16 protein-coding genes and 1 tRNA gene are annotated in these 19,781 nt (G+C 60.9%); 7 read left to right on the top strand and 10 right to left on the bottom strand.

All coding sequences use genetic code 11. From position 1 onward, the window contains the following. Positions 1–731 precede the first annotated feature (731 nt). The 6 genes from HYPGJ_RS11860 to HYPGJ_RS11835 form a co-directional block, all read right to left on the bottom strand. Positions 732–1,139, bottom strand: a complete 408-nt coding sequence (locus HYPGJ_RS11860) for a DoxX family protein (RefSeq protein ID WP_046847342.1) — start codon at positions 1,137–1,139, stop codon at positions 732–734. A gap of 140 nt (positions 1,140–1,279) precedes the next feature. Then, entirely contained in the window at positions 1,280–2,203 is a 924-nt protein-coding gene (locus HYPGJ_RS11855) for a glutaminase (protein WP_046847341.1), read from the bottom strand. A 342-nt stretch (positions 2,204–2,545) separates the two neighbouring features. After that, on the bottom strand, positions 2,546–4,099 hold the full coding sequence (locus tag HYPGJ_RS11845; RefSeq protein WP_046847339.1) for an autotransporter outer membrane beta-barrel domain-containing protein: 1,554 nt from the start codon (positions 4,097–4,099) through the stop codon (positions 2,546–2,548). Beyond that, complete coding sequence (locus HYPGJ_RS11840) at positions 4,099–5,256, bottom strand: hypothetical protein (protein ID WP_143440521.1); 1,158 nt, start codon at positions 5,254–5,256, stop codon at positions 4,099–4,101. Before HYPGJ_RS11840 ends, HYPGJ_RS11845 begins: the two co-directional genes overlap by 1 nt. Before the next feature lie 703 nt (positions 5,257–5,959). After that, on the bottom strand, positions 5,960–6,307 hold the full coding sequence (locus HYPGJ_RS19125; protein WP_143440520.1) for a hypothetical protein: 348 nt from the start codon (positions 6,305–6,307) through the stop codon (positions 5,960–5,962). A gap of 264 nt (positions 6,308–6,571) precedes the next feature. Continuing rightward, a tRNA-Gly gene (locus HYPGJ_RS11835) sits at positions 6,572–6,645 on the bottom strand. Positions 6,646–6,841: 196 nt separating this feature from the next. On the opposite strand from HYPGJ_RS11835, the gene HYPGJ_RS11830 reads away from it, so the two are divergent. Next, positions 6,842–7,123, top strand: coding sequence for a hypothetical protein (locus HYPGJ_RS11830; RefSeq protein WP_046847337.1), 282 nt, complete (start codon positions 6,842–6,844; stop codon positions 7,121–7,123). A gap of 67 nt (positions 7,124–7,190) precedes the next feature. Here the strand turns inward: HYPGJ_RS11830 and mscL are convergent, their stop codons facing one another. After that, on the bottom strand, positions 7,191–7,571 hold the full coding sequence (mscL, locus tag HYPGJ_RS11825) for a large-conductance mechanosensitive channel protein MscL (RefSeq protein WP_348270906.1): 381 nt from the start codon (positions 7,569–7,571) through the stop codon (positions 7,191–7,193). Positions 7,572–7,851: 280 nt separating this feature from the next. Here mscL and HYPGJ_RS11820 point away from each other — a divergent pair, with 280 nt between their 5' ends. The 3 genes from HYPGJ_RS11820 (at position 7,852) to pip (ending at position 11,084) form a co-directional block, all read left to right on the top strand. Next, on the top strand, positions 7,852–8,112 hold the full coding sequence (locus HYPGJ_RS11820) for a DUF4212 domain-containing protein (RefSeq protein WP_041921501.1): 261 nt from the start codon (positions 7,852–7,854) through the stop codon (positions 8,110–8,112). Positions 8,113–8,121: 9 nt separating this feature from the next. Next, positions 8,122–9,957: a sodium:solute symporter gene (locus tag HYPGJ_RS11815; protein WP_046847335.1), complete on the top strand. Its 1,836-nt coding sequence runs from the start codon at positions 8,122–8,124 to the stop codon at positions 9,955–9,957. Between the two features lie 161 nt (positions 9,958–10,118). Further along, on the top strand, positions 10,119–11,084 hold the full coding sequence (gene pip, locus HYPGJ_RS11810; protein ID WP_046847334.1) for a prolyl aminopeptidase: 966 nt from the start codon (positions 10,119–10,121) through the stop codon (positions 11,082–11,084). Between the two features lie 11 nt (positions 11,085–11,095). On the opposite strand, the gene HYPGJ_RS11805 is transcribed toward pip, so the two are convergent. Next, entirely contained in the window at positions 11,096–11,617 is a 522-nt protein-coding gene (locus HYPGJ_RS11805; protein WP_046847333.1) for a hypothetical protein, read from the bottom strand. Positions 11,618–11,969: 352 nt separating this feature from the next. Between HYPGJ_RS11805 and HYPGJ_RS11800 the strand changes: the two genes are divergently transcribed. From HYPGJ_RS11800 to HYPGJ_RS11790, 3 genes are all read left to right on the top strand, one after another. Further along, on the top strand, positions 11,970–14,594 hold the full coding sequence (locus HYPGJ_RS11800) for a tetratricopeptide repeat protein (protein WP_046848366.1): 2,625 nt from the start codon (positions 11,970–11,972) through the stop codon (positions 14,592–14,594). A 182-nt stretch (positions 14,595–14,776) separates the two neighbouring features. Then, positions 14,777–15,700 carry a sulfite exporter TauE/SafE family protein gene (locus tag HYPGJ_RS11795; RefSeq protein WP_046847332.1) on the top strand — a complete coding sequence of 308 codons (924 nt, stop codon included), beginning with the start codon at positions 14,777–14,779 and terminating at the stop codon, positions 15,698–15,700. After that, entirely contained in the window at positions 15,700–16,494 is a 795-nt protein-coding gene (locus tag HYPGJ_RS11790) for a TIGR02186 family protein (protein ID WP_046847331.1), read from the top strand. The genes HYPGJ_RS11795 and HYPGJ_RS11790 overlap by 1 nt, the downstream gene beginning before the upstream one ends. Before the next feature lie 3 nt (positions 16,495–16,497). Here HYPGJ_RS11790 and pdeM read toward each other — a convergent pair whose 3' ends face one another. Next, a complete protein-coding gene (gene pdeM, locus HYPGJ_RS11785) occupies positions 16,498–17,220 on the bottom strand; it encodes a ligase-associated DNA damage response endonuclease PdeM (protein WP_046847330.1) in 723 nt (240 codons plus the stop codon). Further along, positions 17,186–19,768, bottom strand: coding sequence for a ligase-associated DNA damage response DEXH box helicase (locus HYPGJ_RS11780; protein ID WP_046848365.1), 2,583 nt, complete (start codon positions 19,766–19,768; stop codon positions 17,186–17,188). Before HYPGJ_RS11780 ends, pdeM begins: the two co-directional genes overlap by 35 nt. Positions 19,769–19,781 lie beyond the last annotated feature (13 nt).

Raw genomic sequence — 19,781 nt, 5'->3', positions numbered from 1 at the left:
ATACAGCCCGTTTTCGCCCATCGGACAGCATTTCAAATGCCGAGAACCGCTCTTGCAGCGCTGGGAATATTTTGGGGTGTTGTTGCAACCTGGTGTCCGATCAACTCCGTGTGCCGATCAGGCCGAATGGGGAGCCTATTCCCAATTCGCCGATTGAATCATTCCGAAGCGCGAAAAACGGAATTGAAACCAATTCGCCCGGAAAACAAATGGCACTCGCTCCGTATCTGTCATAAATTCTGTGCCTCGGTTCGATGCAGGGGCACGCTCATCAGGTAGGTCCGGAGGATTCATGAGAAGCCTTGCTTTCGCGATCGTAGCCGCTTCAGCCATTTTCATGTCTGGCGCCGCGACGGCCGCACCCATCACTCCCGTAGCGCCGGCCAGCGACTCCATCGTCACGCAAGTTCGCCACGGCGGTTGGCATCGCGGCGGCGGTTGGAGACATCGCGGCTGGTACCGTCCAGGCTGGAACGGCCGTCGTTGGCGTCGCGGCTGGTATGGTCCCGGTTGGGGATTCTACGGTGGCGGCGTGGTCGTCGGCAGAAGCTGCGGAGTCGTTCGCCGCAATTGCGCATGGCGCTGGGGCTGGGGTGGTCCGAACTACCGCCGATGCGTGTGGCGTCGCGGTTGCTGATCGCCAACGCTCATTGACAGATCGCATGTGAGAGCAAGCGGAGCGCAAAGCGCCCGCTTGCTTTTTCATTTCAGGATGCGGTGTCGATTGCAGGTCAGAAGGTCGAGCCCGCGCGTTTCGCGTCAAGGCTCCAGGGGCCAGGACCGGCGAAGAAGATGTACAGAAAGACAAAGCAGTAAAGGATCGAAGCGTCGCCGCCATTGAGAACAGGGAAGGCGCTTTTGGGTGCGTGTGCCATCCAATATGCGAACGCCATTTCGCCGGAGAGCACGAAGGCGACGGGCCGCGTAAAGAGTCCGAGGATCAGCAGCGCGCCGCCGACGAGTTCCAGAACTCCGGAAGCGCCGATGAGCGAGAAGATTTCCGGTCCCGCTCCGCCATCGGGACGTGCAGGAAATCCGAGAAGTTTCTGCGTGCCGTGTTCGAAGAAGAGTACGGCAGCCACGATCCGAAGGATGCTGAGCACCCGCGGCGCCCAAGCTTCCAAGGCCTGTTCATTCATCGGCAAACTCCGAGATTTTGATTATTCCAAATCAATTTCGTTTCGTGATTCAAAAGTGAAACGACTATAGGGCACGCGTCTCGCATCTGCTACCCGGGGCGATCGGCATGGAGCACAACGCGATGTGGGCGCGTCGCCGATCAGAACGCCGACCATCCGGTTTCGCGAACGATGAGTTCCAAGGCGCGCGTGCCGAGCAATGAGTTTCCCTGCGCGTTGAGCGCGGGCGACCAGACGGAGATAGATGCCTCTCCCGGAACAATTGCCAATATTCCGCCGCCCACTCCGCTCTTGCCGGGCAAGCCGACGCGATATGCGAAGTCGCCGGAGCCGTCGTAGTGGCCGCAGGTCAGCATTAGCGCGTTGATGCGGCGGGCGCGTTCCTTCGACACGATCGTCAAGCCGCTCCGCGGGTCGCGGCCGCCGTTCGCAAGAAAGACCCCGGCTTCCGAAAGCTGCCGCGCCGTCATCTCGATCGCGCATTGATGGAAATAGACGCCGAGCGTCAGTTCGCTCGGATGATTGAGGTTTCCAAATGCGCGCATGTAGTTTGCCAGCGCGAAATTGCGAAAGCCGGTTGCCTGCTCCGAGCGTGCGACGGCCGGGTCGATCATGATCGTGTCGTCGTTGGCGGCAATCCGGACAAAGCGCAGAATTTCGGCGATCGCTTCGCGTGGGCGGTGGCCCGCGAGCAGGACGTCGGCGACGACGATGGCGCCGGAGTTGATAAAGGGATTTCGGGGAATGCCCTGTTCGTGTTCGAGCTGAACGATTGAATTGAAGGCGCTGCCTGACGGCTCGCGCCCGACGCGTTTCCAGAGTGCGTCACCAACTTTGCCGAGTGCCAATGCAAGTCCGAAGACCTTGGAGATGCTCTGTATCGAAAACGGTTCGACATCGTCTCCGGTCGAGACTGTTTCGCCTTTGAGATTGGTGATCGAGATCGCGAATTTTTTTGGATCAATCTTCGCGAGTTCGGGAATGTAGTCGGCAACCTTGCCGGAATGGTCCGCCGACTGAAGCTCATCGCGCACGGTATCGAGGAGACGTTTGAGGTCGGCCATTTCAATCGTCAAAATCGCGGCTTCCTATTCGCTTGGTGAGGCGGTCGCAGCTTCGCCGCTTGAGGTCAGCGGATCGAGGAGATCGAGCTGAAATAGATAAAGGAGGTTTTTGGCGTGGCAAGCCATCTGGTGGCGCTTGCAATTGTGTGTGTGCATCTCATCGCGGCCCGCAGCATCGGGGCCGGCGACGTTTCGCTTCAAATTCTGAAATATTTGGGGCTGACGCGCAGTTGGGCATCTGAAGGCGTCGCGATAAGAAAATCCCTCATCGCCGGCAGAAAAAGAAAAGCTGACCGGCGGACGGGAGCGCCGGTCAGCTGGCAGTATAACGAAGGCGACTAGCTAGAAGTGAACGTCGACGCGCGCCGAGCCCACGTGTGCGAGGTAGTCTTCGCGAACATTGGCGTCGTAGTTGATCTGGAACGTCGAGTTGAACCCGATATCAGCAATCATTCCGATGCCGAGATCGGCGCTGTCGCGGCCGACGTTGGGTCCGGCAGCCGTAAACGTGCCGCCGCCAGCCGCGAAGCTTGCGGTTACGATCTGAGCGTTGTCGGCGAATTCGTGCAGCCAGAGCGCGCGACCTTCGATGATCGTGTCGTTGGCGATCGGTACCAACGCTTTGACACCCAATCCGGACACGAACGAGTCGTTGTTCTGGCTGCCAACCGAAAGAGCCATCGCGCCATCACTGGTCTCGGAATATCCGTCCTGATGCAGTCGCGAGTAGGTGAGCGAGGCAACCGGCGTAATGATCGTTCCAGAGTGGTTCATGGGCGCGCCGAATTCGATCGAGGCATTGAATTGATCGCCGTTGTGGCTTCCCTTGGCGACATCGTCGAGGGGCTCCGTCATTGCACGCACGGTGTCGTAATCGTGCCATGTAAAGCCGGTGCGTCCAGTTGCGTACCATCCGGAGCCTTTGATCGCGCCATAGGCCTCGACCAGGTAGCTATCGATATCGGTGCTATTTTTGGTCGTGTCGCCGTTGCCGTCGATGCGGGTGTTGGCGTAGCCGCCTGCGATGCCGACGCGCATGCCCGGCGAGATCCAGTTATCGTAACCGACCATGAGGCCATAGATGCGAGCATCATAGGCATCGACGTTCTGACGCTCGTTCTGGTTCATGCCTGCGCCGAACGCCTGCCCCCAGAGAGCGGCGCTACGCGGCGCGATGAAATCCTGATCGTCCTTGAGGCTGCCGCCGAGGTTCGAGCGATTGGGATCGGTTTGCTGCTGTTTCATCCCGAGGCCGTAAGGCGCATTCGTGTAGCCCTGGGATGCGCCGGTGGCTCCGACTGAGTTTAGACGCGTATCGATGTGCTGGCCGATGGCATTGTTCAGCGTGATCGCAGCTTGCTGCGTGGAGAAGTTCGTCTCGGGCGACAGCTGTTTGCCCGCCTTGGCGACATCGTCTTCGTCGGTCAGACTTTGGACGGCGGCGCCGAGTTCACCGAGTTCAGCGCTATCGTCGCTTCCCGCCGCAATCAGAGCGTTAATAGCTGCGGCGCCGGATTTTGAGATGCCTTCGATTTCTGCGGCATCCTTCACCGACGCCTTGACTGCGAGAGCGTCTCCGCTCTGAACGGCACCATTGATGCCGGTTCCGACCTGATAAGCCGACCATTTGACGAGTACCGAATTACTGTTGTCGATGTCGGTTGGAACTTCGGTGCCGTAGAGATGGCTCGCAACCAAGAATGTCTCGTTGTTGCGCACGGTCGAGTCGATCACCGGCTTCAGTGTCGTCGTCGTGGCGATCGTGCTGACGGTGATGCCCTGTCCGTTGGACGTCGTACCATCTTTACCGATTGAGAGAGTGCCGTCGATGTAGCCGCTGTTTTTCGAAGGATTATCGTTGGTCGAGTCGCTGCCTGGGCCAGTGATGTGAGGCATCAGGACAATCTTGCTGTCTCCTGTGTCACATTGGTGTGGATGGTGACATCACCGTCAAATGGCTTGGCGTTGTTGAATTCAAAATAGTGGTCTGGAAGGGCCGCGAGGAAGTCCGACATGGAGTTGAAGACGCGCGAGATGCTCTCGTCGCCATCATCGCCGTCTCCATCGTCTTCATCAGCAGGACCTTCTCCGCCGCGATAGACTTGGGTCGCGCCGGTCGCATACGTGAAATTCCGGCGCTGGTCGACAGTGAGATTGCCTTCGATGTCGCCGGTGTTGACGAGGACGTGGTTTCCGGCGCCGAGATACATGTCGCCAGTGATGCTGCCGCTGTTGACGATGGTGCTGTCGCGGCGTCCGGCTTGGCTCGTGATGGTTCTCGGATCGTAACCGGCGCCAGTGCCTTCATCGACACGCGACGCCATGAGAAATAGACCGTTGACGTCCGAAATCTGAATCGCGGCCGACCCCTCTCCAGTAGCTTTGATTTCGCCTTCGTTGACGACCGATGTGTTGCCGATGATGGCGGTATTTCCCGAGGTGTCTGATCCGTTATGAGCCGCAATCGCGGTCGCGCCAGCGCCGTCGACGCTGATCAGGCCGCCTTCCTCGTTCTCAACTGAGAGAAAATTGCCGCGTGAAAAAATGCCTGCCGTCACTTTTCCTTCCGCGAGGATTTTGCCTCCATCCTTATTCTCGACGAAAGCGGCCTCGTTTTCTTCTTCTTGAATCCAGATGGAGGCAGCATAACCCGAGGATGCGGGATTCGGAGGATTGTTGCGGCTCGACGCGGCAAACCAATAAATGTCTTGCCCGTCGACCTGGCCTCTCAACTGCGTTGCGCTGTTGGTGGTGATGTCGAAGTCGCCGCGCTTGATGCTGATCTCGCCTGTGTTCGTTACCCTGGCTTCACCTGCATCACCGATGACAGCGACGCCCGCGAGATTGCCGAGGCCGGCGCTCTCTCCGTGAATTTTGCCCTTGTTGTCGATCGTCCAGTTTGAGTCATCGATGTCCGTCGTCGCGACGCCATAAACATTGAAGAAGTAGCGGTTTGGAGGTCCGGCGACGTCCGTAATTTTCGACTCGATCGTCGTTTCGTTTTCAAATTTGGTGCCATTCGTGGTCAAGCGCACGCCGACTTGATTGGTCACCGTCGAACCAAAATCCGAGATTGAGACCGTGGGGAAGGTGGTCGTCGGCAGTTCACTCGTATCGGAGCAGTCGACAACAGTGCCAGTCGTCGAGCTTGCCACGCACGCTGCCATCGCTTGATGGGAAAGGCCCATGGTGAGGGTCGCGGTTAGCGTCGCCAGTGCGATGTGTCTGCGGCGTAGGCTCGGTTTTTGGTCGTGTTTTGGCATAAGTTCCCCCTGCCCCCGGGAACGGCCCGGTTGGCTTCTTTCTTGTTGGTTTTGCCGTGAAGTGACGTGGCGGTGGTGTTCGACCGGCGCTGAGATTTTGTGGTCGCGACGTTTGCTATCGTCGCTTCCTAGGATTCCCGTCCCCGTTAGAATTCTTCCAGTACGATATTGCTATCGGGCGGCGCCGCCTGCCGGATATGGGATATGTTCCTGGATGATTTGCCGTCCTGCAATTAAATCCAAATGTTGCAGTTTTGATACGTGTAGCATTTAAGTCTGTGATTTTTTTTGGGATTTGGACTTTTTTATTGAATCGATCAGGCGTGGCGGGGCGATTCGTTGCCGTTGAGCTGGAGCGCTCAGGCATTTTGGGGAAGGCTCGCCGATGTCTGGAAAATCGCTGGAGCGGGCGAAGGGAATCGAACCCTCGTATGCAGCTACTTTTTGCACATGGAAAGGCGTAGCAGGGCGGGCGGTACGGTGCGCGTGAAACCTACCGTGCTTCTCTATTGAGCTCGTAATCCCATCCTTCCGTCACCGGAGGTGATGTTGGTACTGGGTCGGTCTTCTTGCTCGTGATGTCTTGTTGGTTGAGGCCGAGGCCGGGAAGTATTACGGCGAGAGCGATGCCGCCGATGACCGTGCCGAGCGCGCCGACTACGATGTGCGGGCACCAAGGTTTAAACCGCCCCCAACAACGATACAGAAGCGGTTGAGGATGCGGTGCTTGGATTTGATTGATGGGAGGCGCGATGGATTGTTTGCGCTTCTTCGATTTTGGGGCGTGTTGGATAGCCCAATCATAGAATGCATTGAACTTCGGTTTTTCCTCATCAGACACAGAAAGCCCCCTTCTACTTTGGCAGAAGGAAGGCATACGTGAGTCGAGCCGATGCGAGAAGAACCCATCTTCAATTCATGTGATTCTAGGTAGTGCGTCAACGAAATTGTTTCACGGGCGAGAACCCCCATAAAATAAGGAGATTCATGAGGTCGCAATGTCAGCGTAGAGCAGCGTCTTGCCATACTGATTGAGATGCAAGAGCAAAGCCACCAATGCTGCTGAAGAGATCGAGATGTCTCATAGGCCATTACATGTGAAAAATGGAGCGGGCGAAGGGAATCGAACCCTCGTATGCAGCTTGGGAAGCTGCCGTTCTACCATTGAACTACGCCCGCAGGTGCGTGACCGCTGCGGTTTCTGGCACATTTCAGGGGCCTGCGCAAACCTTGGACCAAGGCCGTCAACTCGGCCGCGTGGCTATCCACGCATTTCCCTGACTGGCCTGTTTGTCACCAAAATCTGGCTTTAAGATACAGCGATTGAATCGGTTCAGCCCTCAGTTAGGTCTGCCGTCGACGTCGTGGGGGACGCATGAGGTTGCAAGCGCGGATTATCGGCTTGGCTATGGTCGCGGGTTCGATGCTCGCCAGCGGCGGGGTTGCTGCTGACGACGCTCATACGCGTGCGCTCGATACTTCAATCCCCTCCAGTTCCGTGTCCGCGCCTGCGAGCGGCGACAAGGCCTCCGCCGACGATCTCTCGTCGCGCATCGATCAGTTGGAGGCCAACCGCACAGCAGCCGGGCAAACAAAATCGCCGATCAGTCTCAGCGTCAGTGGATGGGTCAGCCAAGAGGTGACCATCCACAAATGAAAACTGCCGGGCTCGCGCTTGGCGAACTCCGGCAGATTTGGGATGCGCGGCAGGACGCGGCGTCCGTTTATTTCTTGCTGGCGAGAAGGTCGCGGATTTCCTTCAGATAGAGTTCGGTTTGCGTCGGCGCCGGTGCGGCGGCGGTCTTCGGCTTCTGCATCCGGTTGATAGCCTTGACGAGCAGGAAGATCGCGAACGCCGTGATGAGAAACTTGATCAGCGCGTTGAGGAAAACGCCATACTTGATCAGGACCGGATCGGTCGGCGTCGGGATGCCGACGGCGAGGCTCGAAAAATCGATACCGGCGAGCAGGTATCCGATCGGCGGCATGATGATGTTTTCGACGAGCGTCGAGACGATCGGCGCGAAGGCCGCGCCCATGATGACGCCGATGGCAAGGTCTATGACGTTGCCGCGCATCGCAAATTCTTTGAATTCGTCCACGATTTTCATGCGAGATATCCTTTGTGGTCCATTCCGGGGGGCTTACTGAAACAGCCGGAAAGGCTTATGCGATCGGCCCATCCCGTCGTCGCAAGAGCCTCTTGAGTTACGGCCTAGAACGAATTCGACATTCCCTTCTCGAATCGCGCCCCAATTTTAGGGAATGACTTTGGAGCCGCAAAGGGATGCTCGTTGGGCGCCGGATCGTCGCGGTTGGACAAACGGTCATACTGGCGGGCATAATCTCAATTAGCGGTGGTGACGCCGCCCGGGGGACAAGCACATGATTGAACGTAAAGAGCGCAAGCCTTACTGGCGGCATACGAAGTGGCAGGTTCTGGCCAGCCTGATCCCGTTTCTCGCCATCGTCATCGTGCTGCCGCTGTACGCCGACCAGCTGAACGCCAGCCGGTTCTTCGGATTCCCGCTCGGCTACTTCCTCGCGGCGCATGGGTTCTTCGCAATCGCCGTCGTGACGGTGGCGAGCTACGTCAACCGGCAGAACGCGATCGATCACTGGCACGGCGCCCACGAAGAGATGTGAGGGGCAGGCATGGCGTTCGGTGCTCGCGCGCGAGTGGTCAATCCTCGCCTCGGAATCTACTTCAGCATTTTTGCGGCGCTGTTCACGGCGTTGTTTCTGCTCGTCCTGATTTTCGAGCAGCTCAGGCTCAGCGAAGCGCTGCTGCAAGCCGCGTTTTTCGCGGTACCGATCCTCATCTTCGCCGGGATCGGGCTTTCGGTCGGATCGAATGATGCGCTGAACTATTTTGCCGCCGGGCGACGTGTGCCCGCGGCCTATACGGGGCTTCTGCTTGCGGCGTCGTCGCTCGGCGGCACGCTTGTCGTCGCCGGAACTGGGGCGTTCTTTTTCGCTGGTTTCGATGCCGTCGTTCTTCTGATGGGGATCCTGACCGGCTTCGTCGTGATGGCGATCGTGCTCGCGCCCTTCTATCGCAAATTCGGCGCGTTCACGGTGCCGAGCTATCTCGGCGGCCGTTTCGAAAGCCGCGTGCTCAGGATCGTCGCCGCTGTCGTCGTCGCGGTGCCGATGCTTCTCGTTCTTTCGGCAGAGCTGCACATCGGCGCCGGAGTGGCGTCGCGTCTGATCGGTCTCAATTCAAATCTGATCGTGTGCGTGCTGGCGTTCGCCATCGCGATTACGACTGCGGCCGGCGGCAAGCGGTCGTTGACATGGGCGGGCGTCGCACAATCGATCGCGTTGTTTCTGGCGCTGCTCGGCGTTGCGACGACCGTCAGCGTGATCGTGACCAACCTGCCGATCCCGCAGCTCGCCAATGGTCCGATGGTGCGCGGGCTCGTGCGCAACGAAATCAACGAAGGCCTTCAGCTGATCAAGGTCTGGCCGCTGGCGTTCGATTTTCCGGGCGAAGGATTTGCGGCTCTGGTCAAGCCTTATACGCAACCTTTCGGGTCTGTCGGAACCTTCGGTTTCGCGATCGGCACGTTCGCGATTGCGACCGGGATCAGCACCGCCCCCTGGTTGTTGCCGCGCGTTGCTGCGTCGCCGAGCGTTTACGACGCGCGCAAGGCGCTCGGGTGGGCGACGGTGTTTTCCGGCTTGGCGCTGCTCACGATCTCGTCGGTCGCCGTGTTCATGCGCGACGTCGCGCTGGAAGCGGTCGTCAGCGAGCGGCTCGGCCCGCTGCCGAAATGGCTGTTCGACGCGGCGGCGGTTCATCTCGTTTCTTTCGATCAAACAGTGACGCGGCTTGGCTTCAGCGGACTGAAGTTCGATCGCGACGGCGTCTTGTTCGCGCTGCCGATCGCGACGGGACTGCCGCAGGCGTTTTACTACGTCCTTCTTGCAGGGGCGCTCGCTGCGGTGCTGGTCGCGGCGAGTTCGACGACGGTTTCGCTTGCGGCGATCCTCGGTGAGGATGTCGTTCAGGGCATGTCGTGGGAGCCTGTTGCGCCGCAAGCGCGTGTGTGGATCACACGAGGTTTTGTCGGCGTCGTCGCTGCGTGCGGTGCGATCCTGGCGATGATTGCGCCGACGGATCCGCTGCGGCTGGTGCTTTGGGCGCTGTCCATCACGGGGGCCAGCCTGTTTCCTGTCATGATCTTGTCGGTGTGGTGGAAACGGCTGACGGCGAATGCTGCGGTTGCGGGGCTGGTGACGGGATTTGGCGCGGCGGCCTTCGCTATTCTGCTCAGCGAAGTCGGCGCGCTCGGCGTGCCAAGTCCAATCGCCGGCATTTTAGGTTTGCCGCTCTCGTTTGCAGCCGCGATCGGCATCAGCATTTTGCGTCCGGGTGCGTCGCGGCATGCGCTGGAAATCGTGCGTGACATTCGCGTTCCCGGCGGCGAGATCATTTATGACCGGCAGATGCAGCGTTTGCAGCTTCGAAAACACGCGCGGACTTGAAGCCCTACGGGCAAGTGCTTAATGCTTGTGGAGGCGTTGCGTTTCGAGTTCGGAGCGAGCCATCCGCACGCTGCGAGAAACGCGACACCCAATAAGCCTGCCGCGGCTGTGCCGGCGGAGATAACGCGCGCTGCACGGCGCAAATTGAAAGCTGCGAGAATATGACCATTCGGGACCGGCTCGATCTCTATCCGCCGATCTTTCCATATCGGGAACATCGTCTTGAGGTCGGCGGCGGACATACTCTTTACGTCGAGGAGTGCGGAAATCCGAATGGTCAGCCGGTGCTCATCGTGCACGGTGGTCCGGGCGGCGGCAGCAATCCGACAATGCGCAGGTTTCACAATCCCGATCGCTACAAGATCGTGCTGTTCGATCAGCGCGGATGCGGTCAATCCACTCCGAACGCGTCGATTGAAAACAACACGACGCAGGATCTGGTCGAAGACATCGAGCGCATTCGGCAGGAATTCGGCATCGATCGCTGGCAGCTTTTCGGCGGGTCGTGGGGATCGACGCTCGCGCTCGCCTATGCCGAAACCTATCCGGAACGCGTGAGCGCGCTGATCCTGCGCGGGATTTTCCTCAGCACGAAGGCGGAGCTGCGCTGGTTTTATCAGGACGGGTGCAGCTGGATTTTCCCCGAGGCCTTCGCGGAATTCCAGCGCCGGATTCCTCACGACGAGCGTCACGACATGATCGCGGCGTATCATCGGCGCTTAAATTCCGACGATCCCGCAACCGTGATGGCAGCGGCGCGCGCGTGGAGCATCTGGGAAGGTACGACGCTGTCGCTCGTGCCGGAGCCTGATCGCGTCGCGCGGTTCAGCGCCGATGCGTATGCGGTCGCGTTCGCGCGGATCGAAAGCCATTATTTCGTCAACGGCGGTTTTTTTCGCCGCGACGGCGAGCTGCTGTTCAATGCCGAACGGCTGAAGGGGATTCCGGGGATTATCGCGCACGGCCGCTATGACGTCGTGACGCCGATCAAAAGCGCTGTGCTGCTACATCAGGCGTGGGCCGATTCAGAGTTGCGCGTCGCGACCGATGCCGGACACGCGATGACGGAGCCCGGACTTGTGCACGAACTCATCCGCGCGACGCGGCAGTTTTCATCCGGCTACTAGAAGCCGCGAGCTTATAGCGATCCTTTCGGCGGCGGTGCGTCGGCGTGCGGCGGCGCATCGAGAGGCGGAGGCGGCGCCGCGTCGGCAGGTGGCGGCGGCAGAGGCTTGTCGAGATCCTTCACCCGATCGCGGACCTTTTTGTAAACGCGCTCCAGATAGTCGAGCGCCTGATCGATTTCCTGCTCCGTCGGGAGCTCCGCCTTGCCGCCGGGTGGGCCTTCGAGCGGAACTTTCGTTTCCAGAGATTCCTCGAGCGCCTTGACGCGGTCCTTGAGATCGCGGTTCTCGCGTTCGAGTTTGGAGACGTCCGCTGCTGTAGCGGCAGGCGTGCGATCTTCGACCGGCGCGCACGCCCACGCCGTGCCGGAGCGCGCGCACATCGCGACTGCGCCGGTTTCCTTATCGAGACGCAGGAACCCGCCATCGACCGGCGACATCGTAAAGCGGCCGGCGTTGTCTGCGGTATCGGCGACGGCCGTACCCGCCAAAGCGAGTGCCGCAAGCGTTGTGCCCCAGACTATCGTTTTGCGCATCCGAACCGTCCTCCTTCTTCATGTCTGGCCATCTGATACCCGATGAGTGTGGCACATCCAGCTGCGGCCCTTGGAACGAATCACCTCGGGGATATCACGCTTTCGAGACAAAACCCGCCTCAGGAAGCGGGTGGCTAGCCGCCCTTAGTCCCTGAAAATATGTACGTTTTCTCGATTTTCCATACATCTTAACGGGCTATTTACTGCCCTTCTGCAAGGCTCGTCGAAGTGAACAGTGCTGCGTCCGCCAACGATCGCGTTTTTACGCGGCACGGACGACCTCCAACGTGCCCCGCGGATTGAACGCCCTGGTCGTGCCGGACCGGCAACGCCGCGCCGCTTCGAGGGGAACATGCCGAGTCCAGAATTCAATCCATCCGACACGTTCAGCGGCGCTAGGCACGAGTCCTCGGAGCACGAGGAAGAGCACAGCGAGCTTAAAGCGCTGGTCGATGCGATTGCGGTGCAGCTTTCGGACGCGACGCGCCGCCATTCAGAAACGCTTGGCGAAATGCAGGACCGCATCGCGATCATGGGCCGGGAGGCCGAGGTGCTGCGCGAGCATATTCCCGAACAGTACGCGCCGACCTTCGAGCACATCGAGCAAGGCGTCGCCGAGCTTGCGAAACGGCTCGCGAAGGCCAATGACGCGGATGCCGCGGAGCCGGACGCCAGCGCTTGGGATCAGCGCAACGCGGAAGCGCTGACGCATGTCTATGAAGCGCAGGCGCACAAAAGTGCGGAGACCGCGCAAGCCGCTTATGCGACGCCGTCGTCGCGTCCTCAGACGGTCGTCGATCAGGCGTGGTTCGAAGCGCGGTTTGCCGAAATCGCGCGGGACATCGAGCGATCGCTGGAAGAAATCAAGCCCGATCGCGGGTTTCATCAGATCGGCGAACGGCTCGATCAGTTCGAGCAGCGTTTCGGCGGCATGCTCGAAGGCGTCGCGACGCGCGCGGACCTCGACTCCGTGCGGCTGATCGAGGAACACGTGAGCGAGGTGGTCAATCATCTCGTCCAGACGCAGGATCAGCTGGCGCGTCTCAGCGCCATCGAAGAGCAACTCGCTGCGATCACGCAGACGTTGTCGGGCGGGCCCGATGCGCCGCTCTCCGGCGCGCAAGCTGCAATGTCGTTGCCCGGAGCGGGACTTGACGTCGAAGCCATCGCACGGGCCGCCGCCGAACAGACAGCGCTGCGGTTGCAGGGGATGACGCCCGCGTCGCACGAGGCTGCCGAAGAACTGCGTCCGCTGATCGAGCGGATGATGGAAGAAAATCGCAGCGGTGGAGAAAACACTTCGGCGCTGCTCGATACGCTGCAGCAGGCGATGATCCGGCTTCTGGATCGCGTCGATGAAATCGAACTTGCGCAGCGCAACGCGACACCGATTCCGGCGGCGTCGTTTGAGGATTTCGCGGCATCGCCGCCGCTTCCCGAGGGTTCGTTCCATTCGTCCGAGAGCGACCAAGATCCGCTCGATTTCAGCGATGATATTGAACCCGCAATTCCATCCGAGCCGGCGCCTTCAGCACGCGCGCGCGCGGCCGATCCGTTTACGCACGAAAACGCAGCAGAGCCCGGCGTTCGCAAGAACGAGAAGCTGCGGCAGGACTTCATCGCGGAAGCACGTCGCGCAAAAATGCGCCTGTCGTCGGCAGGAGACGATGACATCGTCGTTACGTCGGCAATGCATTCCGATACGTTCACGATGTCGTCGCCGGACGCGGTGCGCGGCCCGCAAGGCAGCAAGCCGATCCGGCCGACGCCCGCGCGCTCCAAAGCTTCCGGCCCGTCGGGACCGTCGCCGCGTCTGATCGTGCTCGCCGTTGCCGCCGTTCTGGCGTTGGGCGGACTGTGGTTCACTGTCGGATCGGAGAATCCGGCGCCGGTTGCGGAGACCTCGTCTTCGGTTTCGCCTGCCGCGGCGAACGACGATGGCAAATCGGGTTCGGGTGCGAAGGCAACGGACCAGAAGGGCAATGATGCGCAGTCGCCTGATGGCGGAGCGCATAAGGACCAGCAGGGCCAGTTGATGCCAGGCGGCACCGGCACGGCAAATACGGACGTGTCGATGCTCGGCGTTGCCGTCGATCTCAACAGTCCGGCGACCGAAGCCAGCATGCAGCAGGCGCAACGGCATCAGGCCATGGCGGCGCTGTCGGGCAAGCTCGGCGACGCGGCTTCGCAGAATAGTAGTGCGGCGTTCGTGCCTGCCTCCATGGTTCCGACGGAAGCCGAAACCGAGGGCGCACCCGCTGCAGCCGCAGCCGCTCCGTCGCGCGACGGAACCGGATCGACGCGTTTTGAATTGCCACCGGCGATGGTTGGCCCGCTGTCGCTGCGTCTTGCCGCGGCCAACGGCGACGCATCGGCTGAATTCGAAGTCGGCGCGCGCCTCGCGGAAGGCAAAGGGACGCCGCAGGATTTCAAGGAAGCCGCGAAATGGTATCGCCGCGCGGCCGATCAGGATCTCGCGCCGGCTCAGTATCGTCTCGGAACTTTCTATGAGCGCGGCCTTGGGATGAAGGCCGACCGTGCGCAGGCGCAAGCGTGGTACAAGCGCGCCGCCGCCCAAGGCAACGTCAAGGCGATGCATAATCTCGCGGTGTTGAGCGCCAATCAGAGCGATAACGCGCCGGACTATACCACCGCGGCACAATGGTTCGAGCAGGCTGCCAAGCGCGGCCTCGCCGACAGCCAGTTCAATCTCGCGATCCTTTATGAGAACGGCCTTGGCGTCACCAAGGACCTGAAGCAAGCCTACATGTGGATCTCATTGGCAGCACAGGACAAGGACGCCGACGCCGTGCGACGGCAAGGCATTCTGCGAAGCAAGCTGTCGGCCAGCGATCTCAGCGAAGCCGAGCGGATGATCAGCGAATGGCGGGCGGTTCCGGTCGATCGCAAGGTCAATGACGCCCGTCTCGCCGGCGAGGAATGGAAGAAAAATCCGACGAAGAGCATCGCGGGCTGACGGCAGTAGGGTATGATTGGGCTCACCGCCAATCCGACTGGCGGCGAGACACGATGTCAGCATGGGCTGGCGCCTTTGTGCGTCGCTTTTGAGCGCTTGCGGTGCGCGGCGCTTTGGTGTCCCTTAGGCGCGCCAATCCGGAGTCTTCCGGAACGCTAGCTCTCGCCATTCAGACCTGATCGATGTCCCTTTATCTGCCGATTGCTGAAATGTCGGTATCCGTCGCCGTTTTCCTGGTGCTCGGAATTGCCGTCGGGTTCATTTCCGGTCTTTTCGGCGTCGGCGGCGGATTTCTGATGACGCCGTTGCTGACATTCCTCGGCGTTCCGCCGGCGGTGGCGGTGGCGACGTGCAATGCACATGTCGTGGCGTCGTCGGTCTCGGGCGCCGTCGTGCACTACCGCCGCAACAACGTCGATGTCAAAATGGCGCTGGTGATGCTGGTGGCGGGTTTTGCCGGTACGGCTGTCGGCGTCGAAGTCGTCCGCTTGCTGCGCAAGGCTGGCCTGTTCGAACTGACGGTCTCCCTGACTTATGTCACATTTCTCGGCGTCGTCGGAACGCTGACGTTGATCGAGGGGATCAATTCGTGGCGGCAAGTGCAGACGACGGGCGTGGCTTCGCCGCGCAAGTCGGGTCAGCACAGTTGGGTGGACCGGCTGCCCTTTAAAATGCGCTTTCAGCGCTCGAAGCTTTACATCAGCGTCGTGCCGCCGATCGTCATCGGTGCGTTCATCGGTTTCATTTCGGCGATCATGGGGATCGGCGGCGGGTTCATCTATATCCCGGCGATGATCTACATCCTGCGTATGCCGACCAGCGTCGTCGTCGGCACATCGCTATTCCAGATCGTATTCGTGGCGGCGTTCGCGACGCTGTTGCATGCCTGGCAGAACCAGACGGTCGACATCGTTCTGGCCGCCATCCTGCTCGTTGGCGGCGTTGTCGGTGCGCAATTCGGCACCGTCGCGAGCGAGAAGCTGAGGGGCGATCAGATGCGCATTCTTCTCGGCTTGCTGGTGCTCGTTGTCGTGGCGCGTATCGCGTATGATCTCGTCGCAACGCCGAACGAGCTCTTTTCACTCGGATCGCTGAAGGGATCGTGATGCGCGTGCGAGCCTTTGTCATCCTTGCTGGACTTCTGAGTTTTGCCAGCGTTGGGCATGCGCGCGACACTCAGGAGAGCGTCGAGGCGGACGCATCGACACGGCAGGTTGCGATCACGTCGAGCTTCACCGGAACCGAAATTCTGCTGTTCGGCACAGTCGAAAACAGCGTGCAGCCAAGTCCGGAAGCCGGAACATACGACATCGTTGCTGTCGTCGAGGGCGTGGGTGTTCCGGCTGTCGTGCGGAAGAAGTCACGCGTCGGCGGACTGTGGATCAATACGTCGTCGCTGCGGTTCATGCCGGTTCCGAGTTATTATGCGATCGTCTCGACGCGGCCGGTCGATGAGATCGCGAATGCCAAAATCCTCGATGCGAACGGTATCGGCTTCGATCACATTCGCATGGTCCCGGCGCATACGTCATGGAACACGCAGCTCGATCCTGCTGAGGTTGAGAGCTTCAAGAAAGCGCTCATCCATCTCAAATCGGAGGAGCGGCTTTACGTCAAATCGGATTTTGGGGTTTCGTTCGTCGGGCGGAGCTTGTTTCGCGCAACCATCGCGTTGCCGCCGAATGTGCCGGTCGCGCTGCTGACCACGAGCGTTTATCTGTTCAAAGACGGAAAGCTTCTCGGGCAAACGAAAAGCCGAGTCATGCTTCAGCGCGAAGGCGTGGAGCGGTTCATTCACGAGTTCGCGTTGAACAAGCCGTTTTCATACGGGCTGCTGACGGTCGCGATGGCCGCGGTCGCCGGGCTTGCAGCCGCCTTCGCCTTCCCGCGCGGGACGTAGCGATCAGTCGTCGCGCAAAAGGCGCGGGGCGACGGGATACAGCCCTTCGTGCCCGAGCATCCAAACCGCAAGTCCATCCAGACCGAACAGCGGCTCGAACGCGAGATCGAGAATGTTGAGGCCGCCGGTGTAAGCGCCGAACGCGGGCATGACGAGCCTCAGCCCGTTGCCGACGAAGCAGGGACGGCGGAGCGAGGTGCCGCGCATGACGAGCCGGGCGGCAGGATGGAAGTGCCCGGCGATTTCGTGCGTGACGGTGCCGGGGCGCGGCTCGTGGCGAAGCGCGATCCCTTCGACGACGATTTCCGGCAGGACATAACCCGCAAGCATGCGATCGATCTTGGGATCGTGATTGCCGGTGATCCAGATCCAGTCGCGATCTTCCTGCAGCATGTGCAGGCTTTCGACGTCGCTCCGGTCCATGCGCGCGGCGCCGTCGGGATCGTGCAGGCTGTCGCCGAGGGCAATGACCGTTTCGGGATTGTAGTGGTCGATCATCGCGGCGAGCTTCATCAGGGTCTCGCGCGTGTCGTAGGGCGGCAGCATCTGACCGCGCGCTGCGAATGCCGAACCTTTTTCGAGGTGCAGGTCAGCGACGATCAGGGCACGTTCCGCCGGCCAGTAGAGCGCGCCGGACTTGTGCGCGAGAAAAGACTTGCCGCAGATCGAAACGGGTTGATCCGCGAAGTCGTCAAGTCCGATGCGTTCCGGCTTCAGAATGCCCATTCTCAGATGTCCCCATCGCCTCTTCGGCGAGCGCCTCGGCGGCTTCGCGCAGCAATGCGTCACGAGCGTGGCCGGCAACGGCCTCGCGGCCGATCTCGAGCAGCACCGGAACAGACAGCGGTGACACTCGCGACAGAGATTGATGCCTGATTCGGTTCTTGATGCGGGCAAGAAAGTCGCCGAGCCGCCGGATGTCCAGCAACCCCGTGGCCGCGTCCGCCCAGGCCGCTTCGAGCAGCAGGTGGCCGGGATCGTGACGGCGCAGGACGTCATAGATCAGGTCGGTCGACATCGTGACCTGACGCCCGGATTTGACCTTGCCGGGATGCCGCCGCTCGATCAGTCCGGCGATGACGGCGGCCAGACGGAACGTCCGCTTCATCAGATTGCTTTCGGCGAGCCAGGCGTCGAGGTCGTCGCCAAGCATGTCTTCGTCGAAGAGGTCGGCGAGCGACAGGCGGCCGTCGGCAATGTGTGCGGAGAGATCGCCTTGCGTCCAGAGACCCAACGCGTAGTCGTTGGCGACGAAGCCGAGCGGATGAAGTCCGGCGCGATCGAGCCGCCGCGTCAGAAGCATGCCGAGCGTTTGATGTGCGAGGCGGCCTTCGAACGGATAGGCCACCAGGAAATGGCGGCCGGATCTCGGAAATGTTTCGATGAGCACTTCGTCGGTTGCGGGGAGTACGGAGCGTTCGCTTTGCAGCGTCAGCCATTGTCCGACGGCGGGCGGCAGACTGGGCCAATCTTTCGGGTTGGCGAGCATGGCCCTCACGCGCGCGGCGAGATGCGTCGAGAGCGGAAATTTGTTGCCGCCATAGCTCGGCACCATCGGGTCTTCGGACGAGGCGCGCGATACGAAAACTTCGGTGTCGCGCATGCCTTCGAAGCGAAGGACTTCGCCCGCGAAGACGAAGGTTGCGCCGGGCGGCAATTGCTCAGCGAAATACTCGTCGACCTCGCCGAGAACGCGGCCGCCCATCGCCGTCCGGCTTTTTGCTCGGCGCGCGGAGACGAGGCGGACCTTGAGCATCGGGGAGTCGACAATCGTTCCGACGTTCAGGCGATATTGCTGCGCGACGCGCGGGTTGGAAACGCGGAGCTTACCGTCAGGCTCGCGCCGTAGCTTCGCGAAGCGTTCGTAGGATTTCAGCGCATAGCCGCCGGTCGAGACGAATTCGACGGCGCGATCGAACTGCTGCCGGGTGAGGTCCGCGTAGGGAAGGGCGGATCGGACCTCGTTGAACAGCACGTCGGGATTGAACGGCGCTTCGCAGGCCATGCCCAAAATATGCTGTGCGAGAACGTCGAGAGTTCCCGAGCGCGAGAGAATGGCGTCCTGCGCGCCCTCCTCGGCGGCCTGTTGCGCCGCGCGGCATTCGAGAACCTCGAAGCGGTTGCCGGGAACCAGAAGGCCGCGCGACGGCTCGTCCATGCGGTGGTTGGAGCGGCCAATGCGTTGCAGGAAACGGCTGGCGCCTTTCGGTGCGCCAAGGTGGATGACGAGATCGACGTCGCCCCAATCGATGCCGAGATCGAGCGTCGATGTTGCGACGACGGCGCGCAGTTTCCCTGCCGCCATCGCGGCTTCGACCTTACGACGCTGAGGCGCTTCGAGCGATCCGTGATGCAAGCCGATCGGCAGATTGTCGTCATTGATGCGCCACAGCTCCTGAAACGCGACTTCGGCCTGCAGGCGTGCGTTGACGAAGACGAGCGTCAGCTTGTGAGCACGGATCGCGTCGTACACTTCGTGCATCGCATAGCGCGCCGTGTGCCCGGACCAGGGGATTTCATCCTCGACCTCGAGGATGCTGATCTCGGGCTTGGCGCCGCCTTCGACGGTGACCAGCTCGGAGAGCAGCGTCATGCTGTCGGGAGCAGTCTGGGGAACGAGGTAGCCGCGAAGTTCGCTCGGACGTGCCACGGTCGCGGACAATCCAACGGTGCGCATGTTCGGTGCGAGCGTTCTAAGCCGCGCGAGATCGAGCGCGAGAAGATCGCCACGCTTCGATGGCGCGAGGGCGTGCAATTCGTCGAGGATGACCGTGTCGAGATCGGCAAACAGATGCGGTGCGTCGGGATGGCTGAGAAGGAGCGCGACCTGCTCCGGCGTCGTCAGCATGATCTGTGGAGGCTTGACGCGCTGGCGCTGGCGGCGCGCAGCCGAGGTGTCGCCGGTGCGCGTCTCGGTGCGGATTTTCAGGCCCATTTCAGCGATGGGCTCGATCAGGTTGCGTTCGACGTCGGTGGCGAGGGCTTTGAGCGGAGAAATGTAGAGGGTGAAGAGTCCGGCGCCGGAGCGCGGCCGCTTCTCGCCGCCGAGCGCGACGAGGCTTGGCAGAAATCCGGCAAGCGTCTTGCCCGCGCCGGTCGGAGCGATCAGGAGTGTCGATTGCCGCTGACGGGCGGCATCCAGGAGCGCCAGCTGGTGTGCTCGGGGTTGCCAGCCACGGCGCGAAAACCACGCGGCGATTTCGGGCGGCAGCACCGGCTTTTTCGGCGCGGGTGGCTGTCGCTTGCGTCCGGCTTTCTTTGGCGTCGTGAGCATCATGCTCCGAGGT

Source organism: Hyphomicrobium sp. GJ21 (assembly GCF_001006785.1).
GTDB lineage: Bacteria > Pseudomonadota > Alphaproteobacteria > Rhizobiales > Hyphomicrobiaceae > Hyphomicrobium_B.
The sequence above is the reverse complement of the archived record's forward strand: the minus strand, read 5'-3'. Positions and strand labels throughout refer to the sequence as shown.

Coding starts and splice junctions, on each gene's coding strand:
- HYPGJ_RS11860 (WP_046847342.1), bottom strand. CDS start 1,139: ATGAATGAACAGGCCTTGGAAGCTTGGGCGCCGCGGGTGCTCAGCATC.
- HYPGJ_RS11855 (WP_046847341.1), bottom strand. CDS start 2,203: ATGGCCGACCTCAAACGTCTCCTCGATACCGTGCGCGATGAGCTTCAG.
- HYPGJ_RS11845 (WP_046847339.1), bottom strand. CDS start 4,099: ATGCCTCACATCACTGGCCCAGGCAGCGACTCGACCAACGATAATCCT.
- HYPGJ_RS11830 (WP_046847337.1), top strand. CDS start 6,842: ATGAGGTTGCAAGCGCGGATTATCGGCTTGGCTATGGTCGCGGGTTCG.
- HYPGJ_RS11820 (WP_041921501.1), top strand. CDS start 7,852: ATGATTGAACGTAAAGAGCGCAAGCCTTACTGGCGGCATACGAAGTGG.
- HYPGJ_RS11815 (WP_046847335.1), top strand. CDS start 8,122: ATGGCGTTCGGTGCTCGCGCGCGAGTGGTCAATCCTCGCCTCGGAATC.
- pip (WP_046847334.1), top strand. CDS start 10,119: ATGACCATTCGGGACCGGCTCGATCTCTATCCGCCGATCTTTCCATAT.
- HYPGJ_RS11805 (WP_046847333.1), bottom strand. CDS start 11,617: ATGCGCAAAACGATAGTCTGGGGCACAACGCTTGCGGCACTCGCTTTG.
- HYPGJ_RS11800 (WP_046848366.1), top strand. CDS start 11,970: ATGCCGAGTCCAGAATTCAATCCATCCGACACGTTCAGCGGCGCTAGG.
- HYPGJ_RS11795 (WP_046847332.1), top strand. CDS start 14,777: ATGTCCCTTTATCTGCCGATTGCTGAAATGTCGGTATCCGTCGCCGTT.
- HYPGJ_RS11790 (WP_046847331.1), top strand. CDS start 15,700: ATGCGCGTGCGAGCCTTTGTCATCCTTGCTGGACTTCTGAGTTTTGCC.
- pdeM (WP_046847330.1), bottom strand. CDS start 17,220: ATGGGCATTCTGAAGCCGGAACGCATCGGACTTGACGACTTCGCGGAT.
- HYPGJ_RS11780 (WP_046848365.1), bottom strand. CDS start 19,768: ATGCTCACGACGCCAAAGAAAGCCGGACGCAAGCGACAGCCACCCGCG.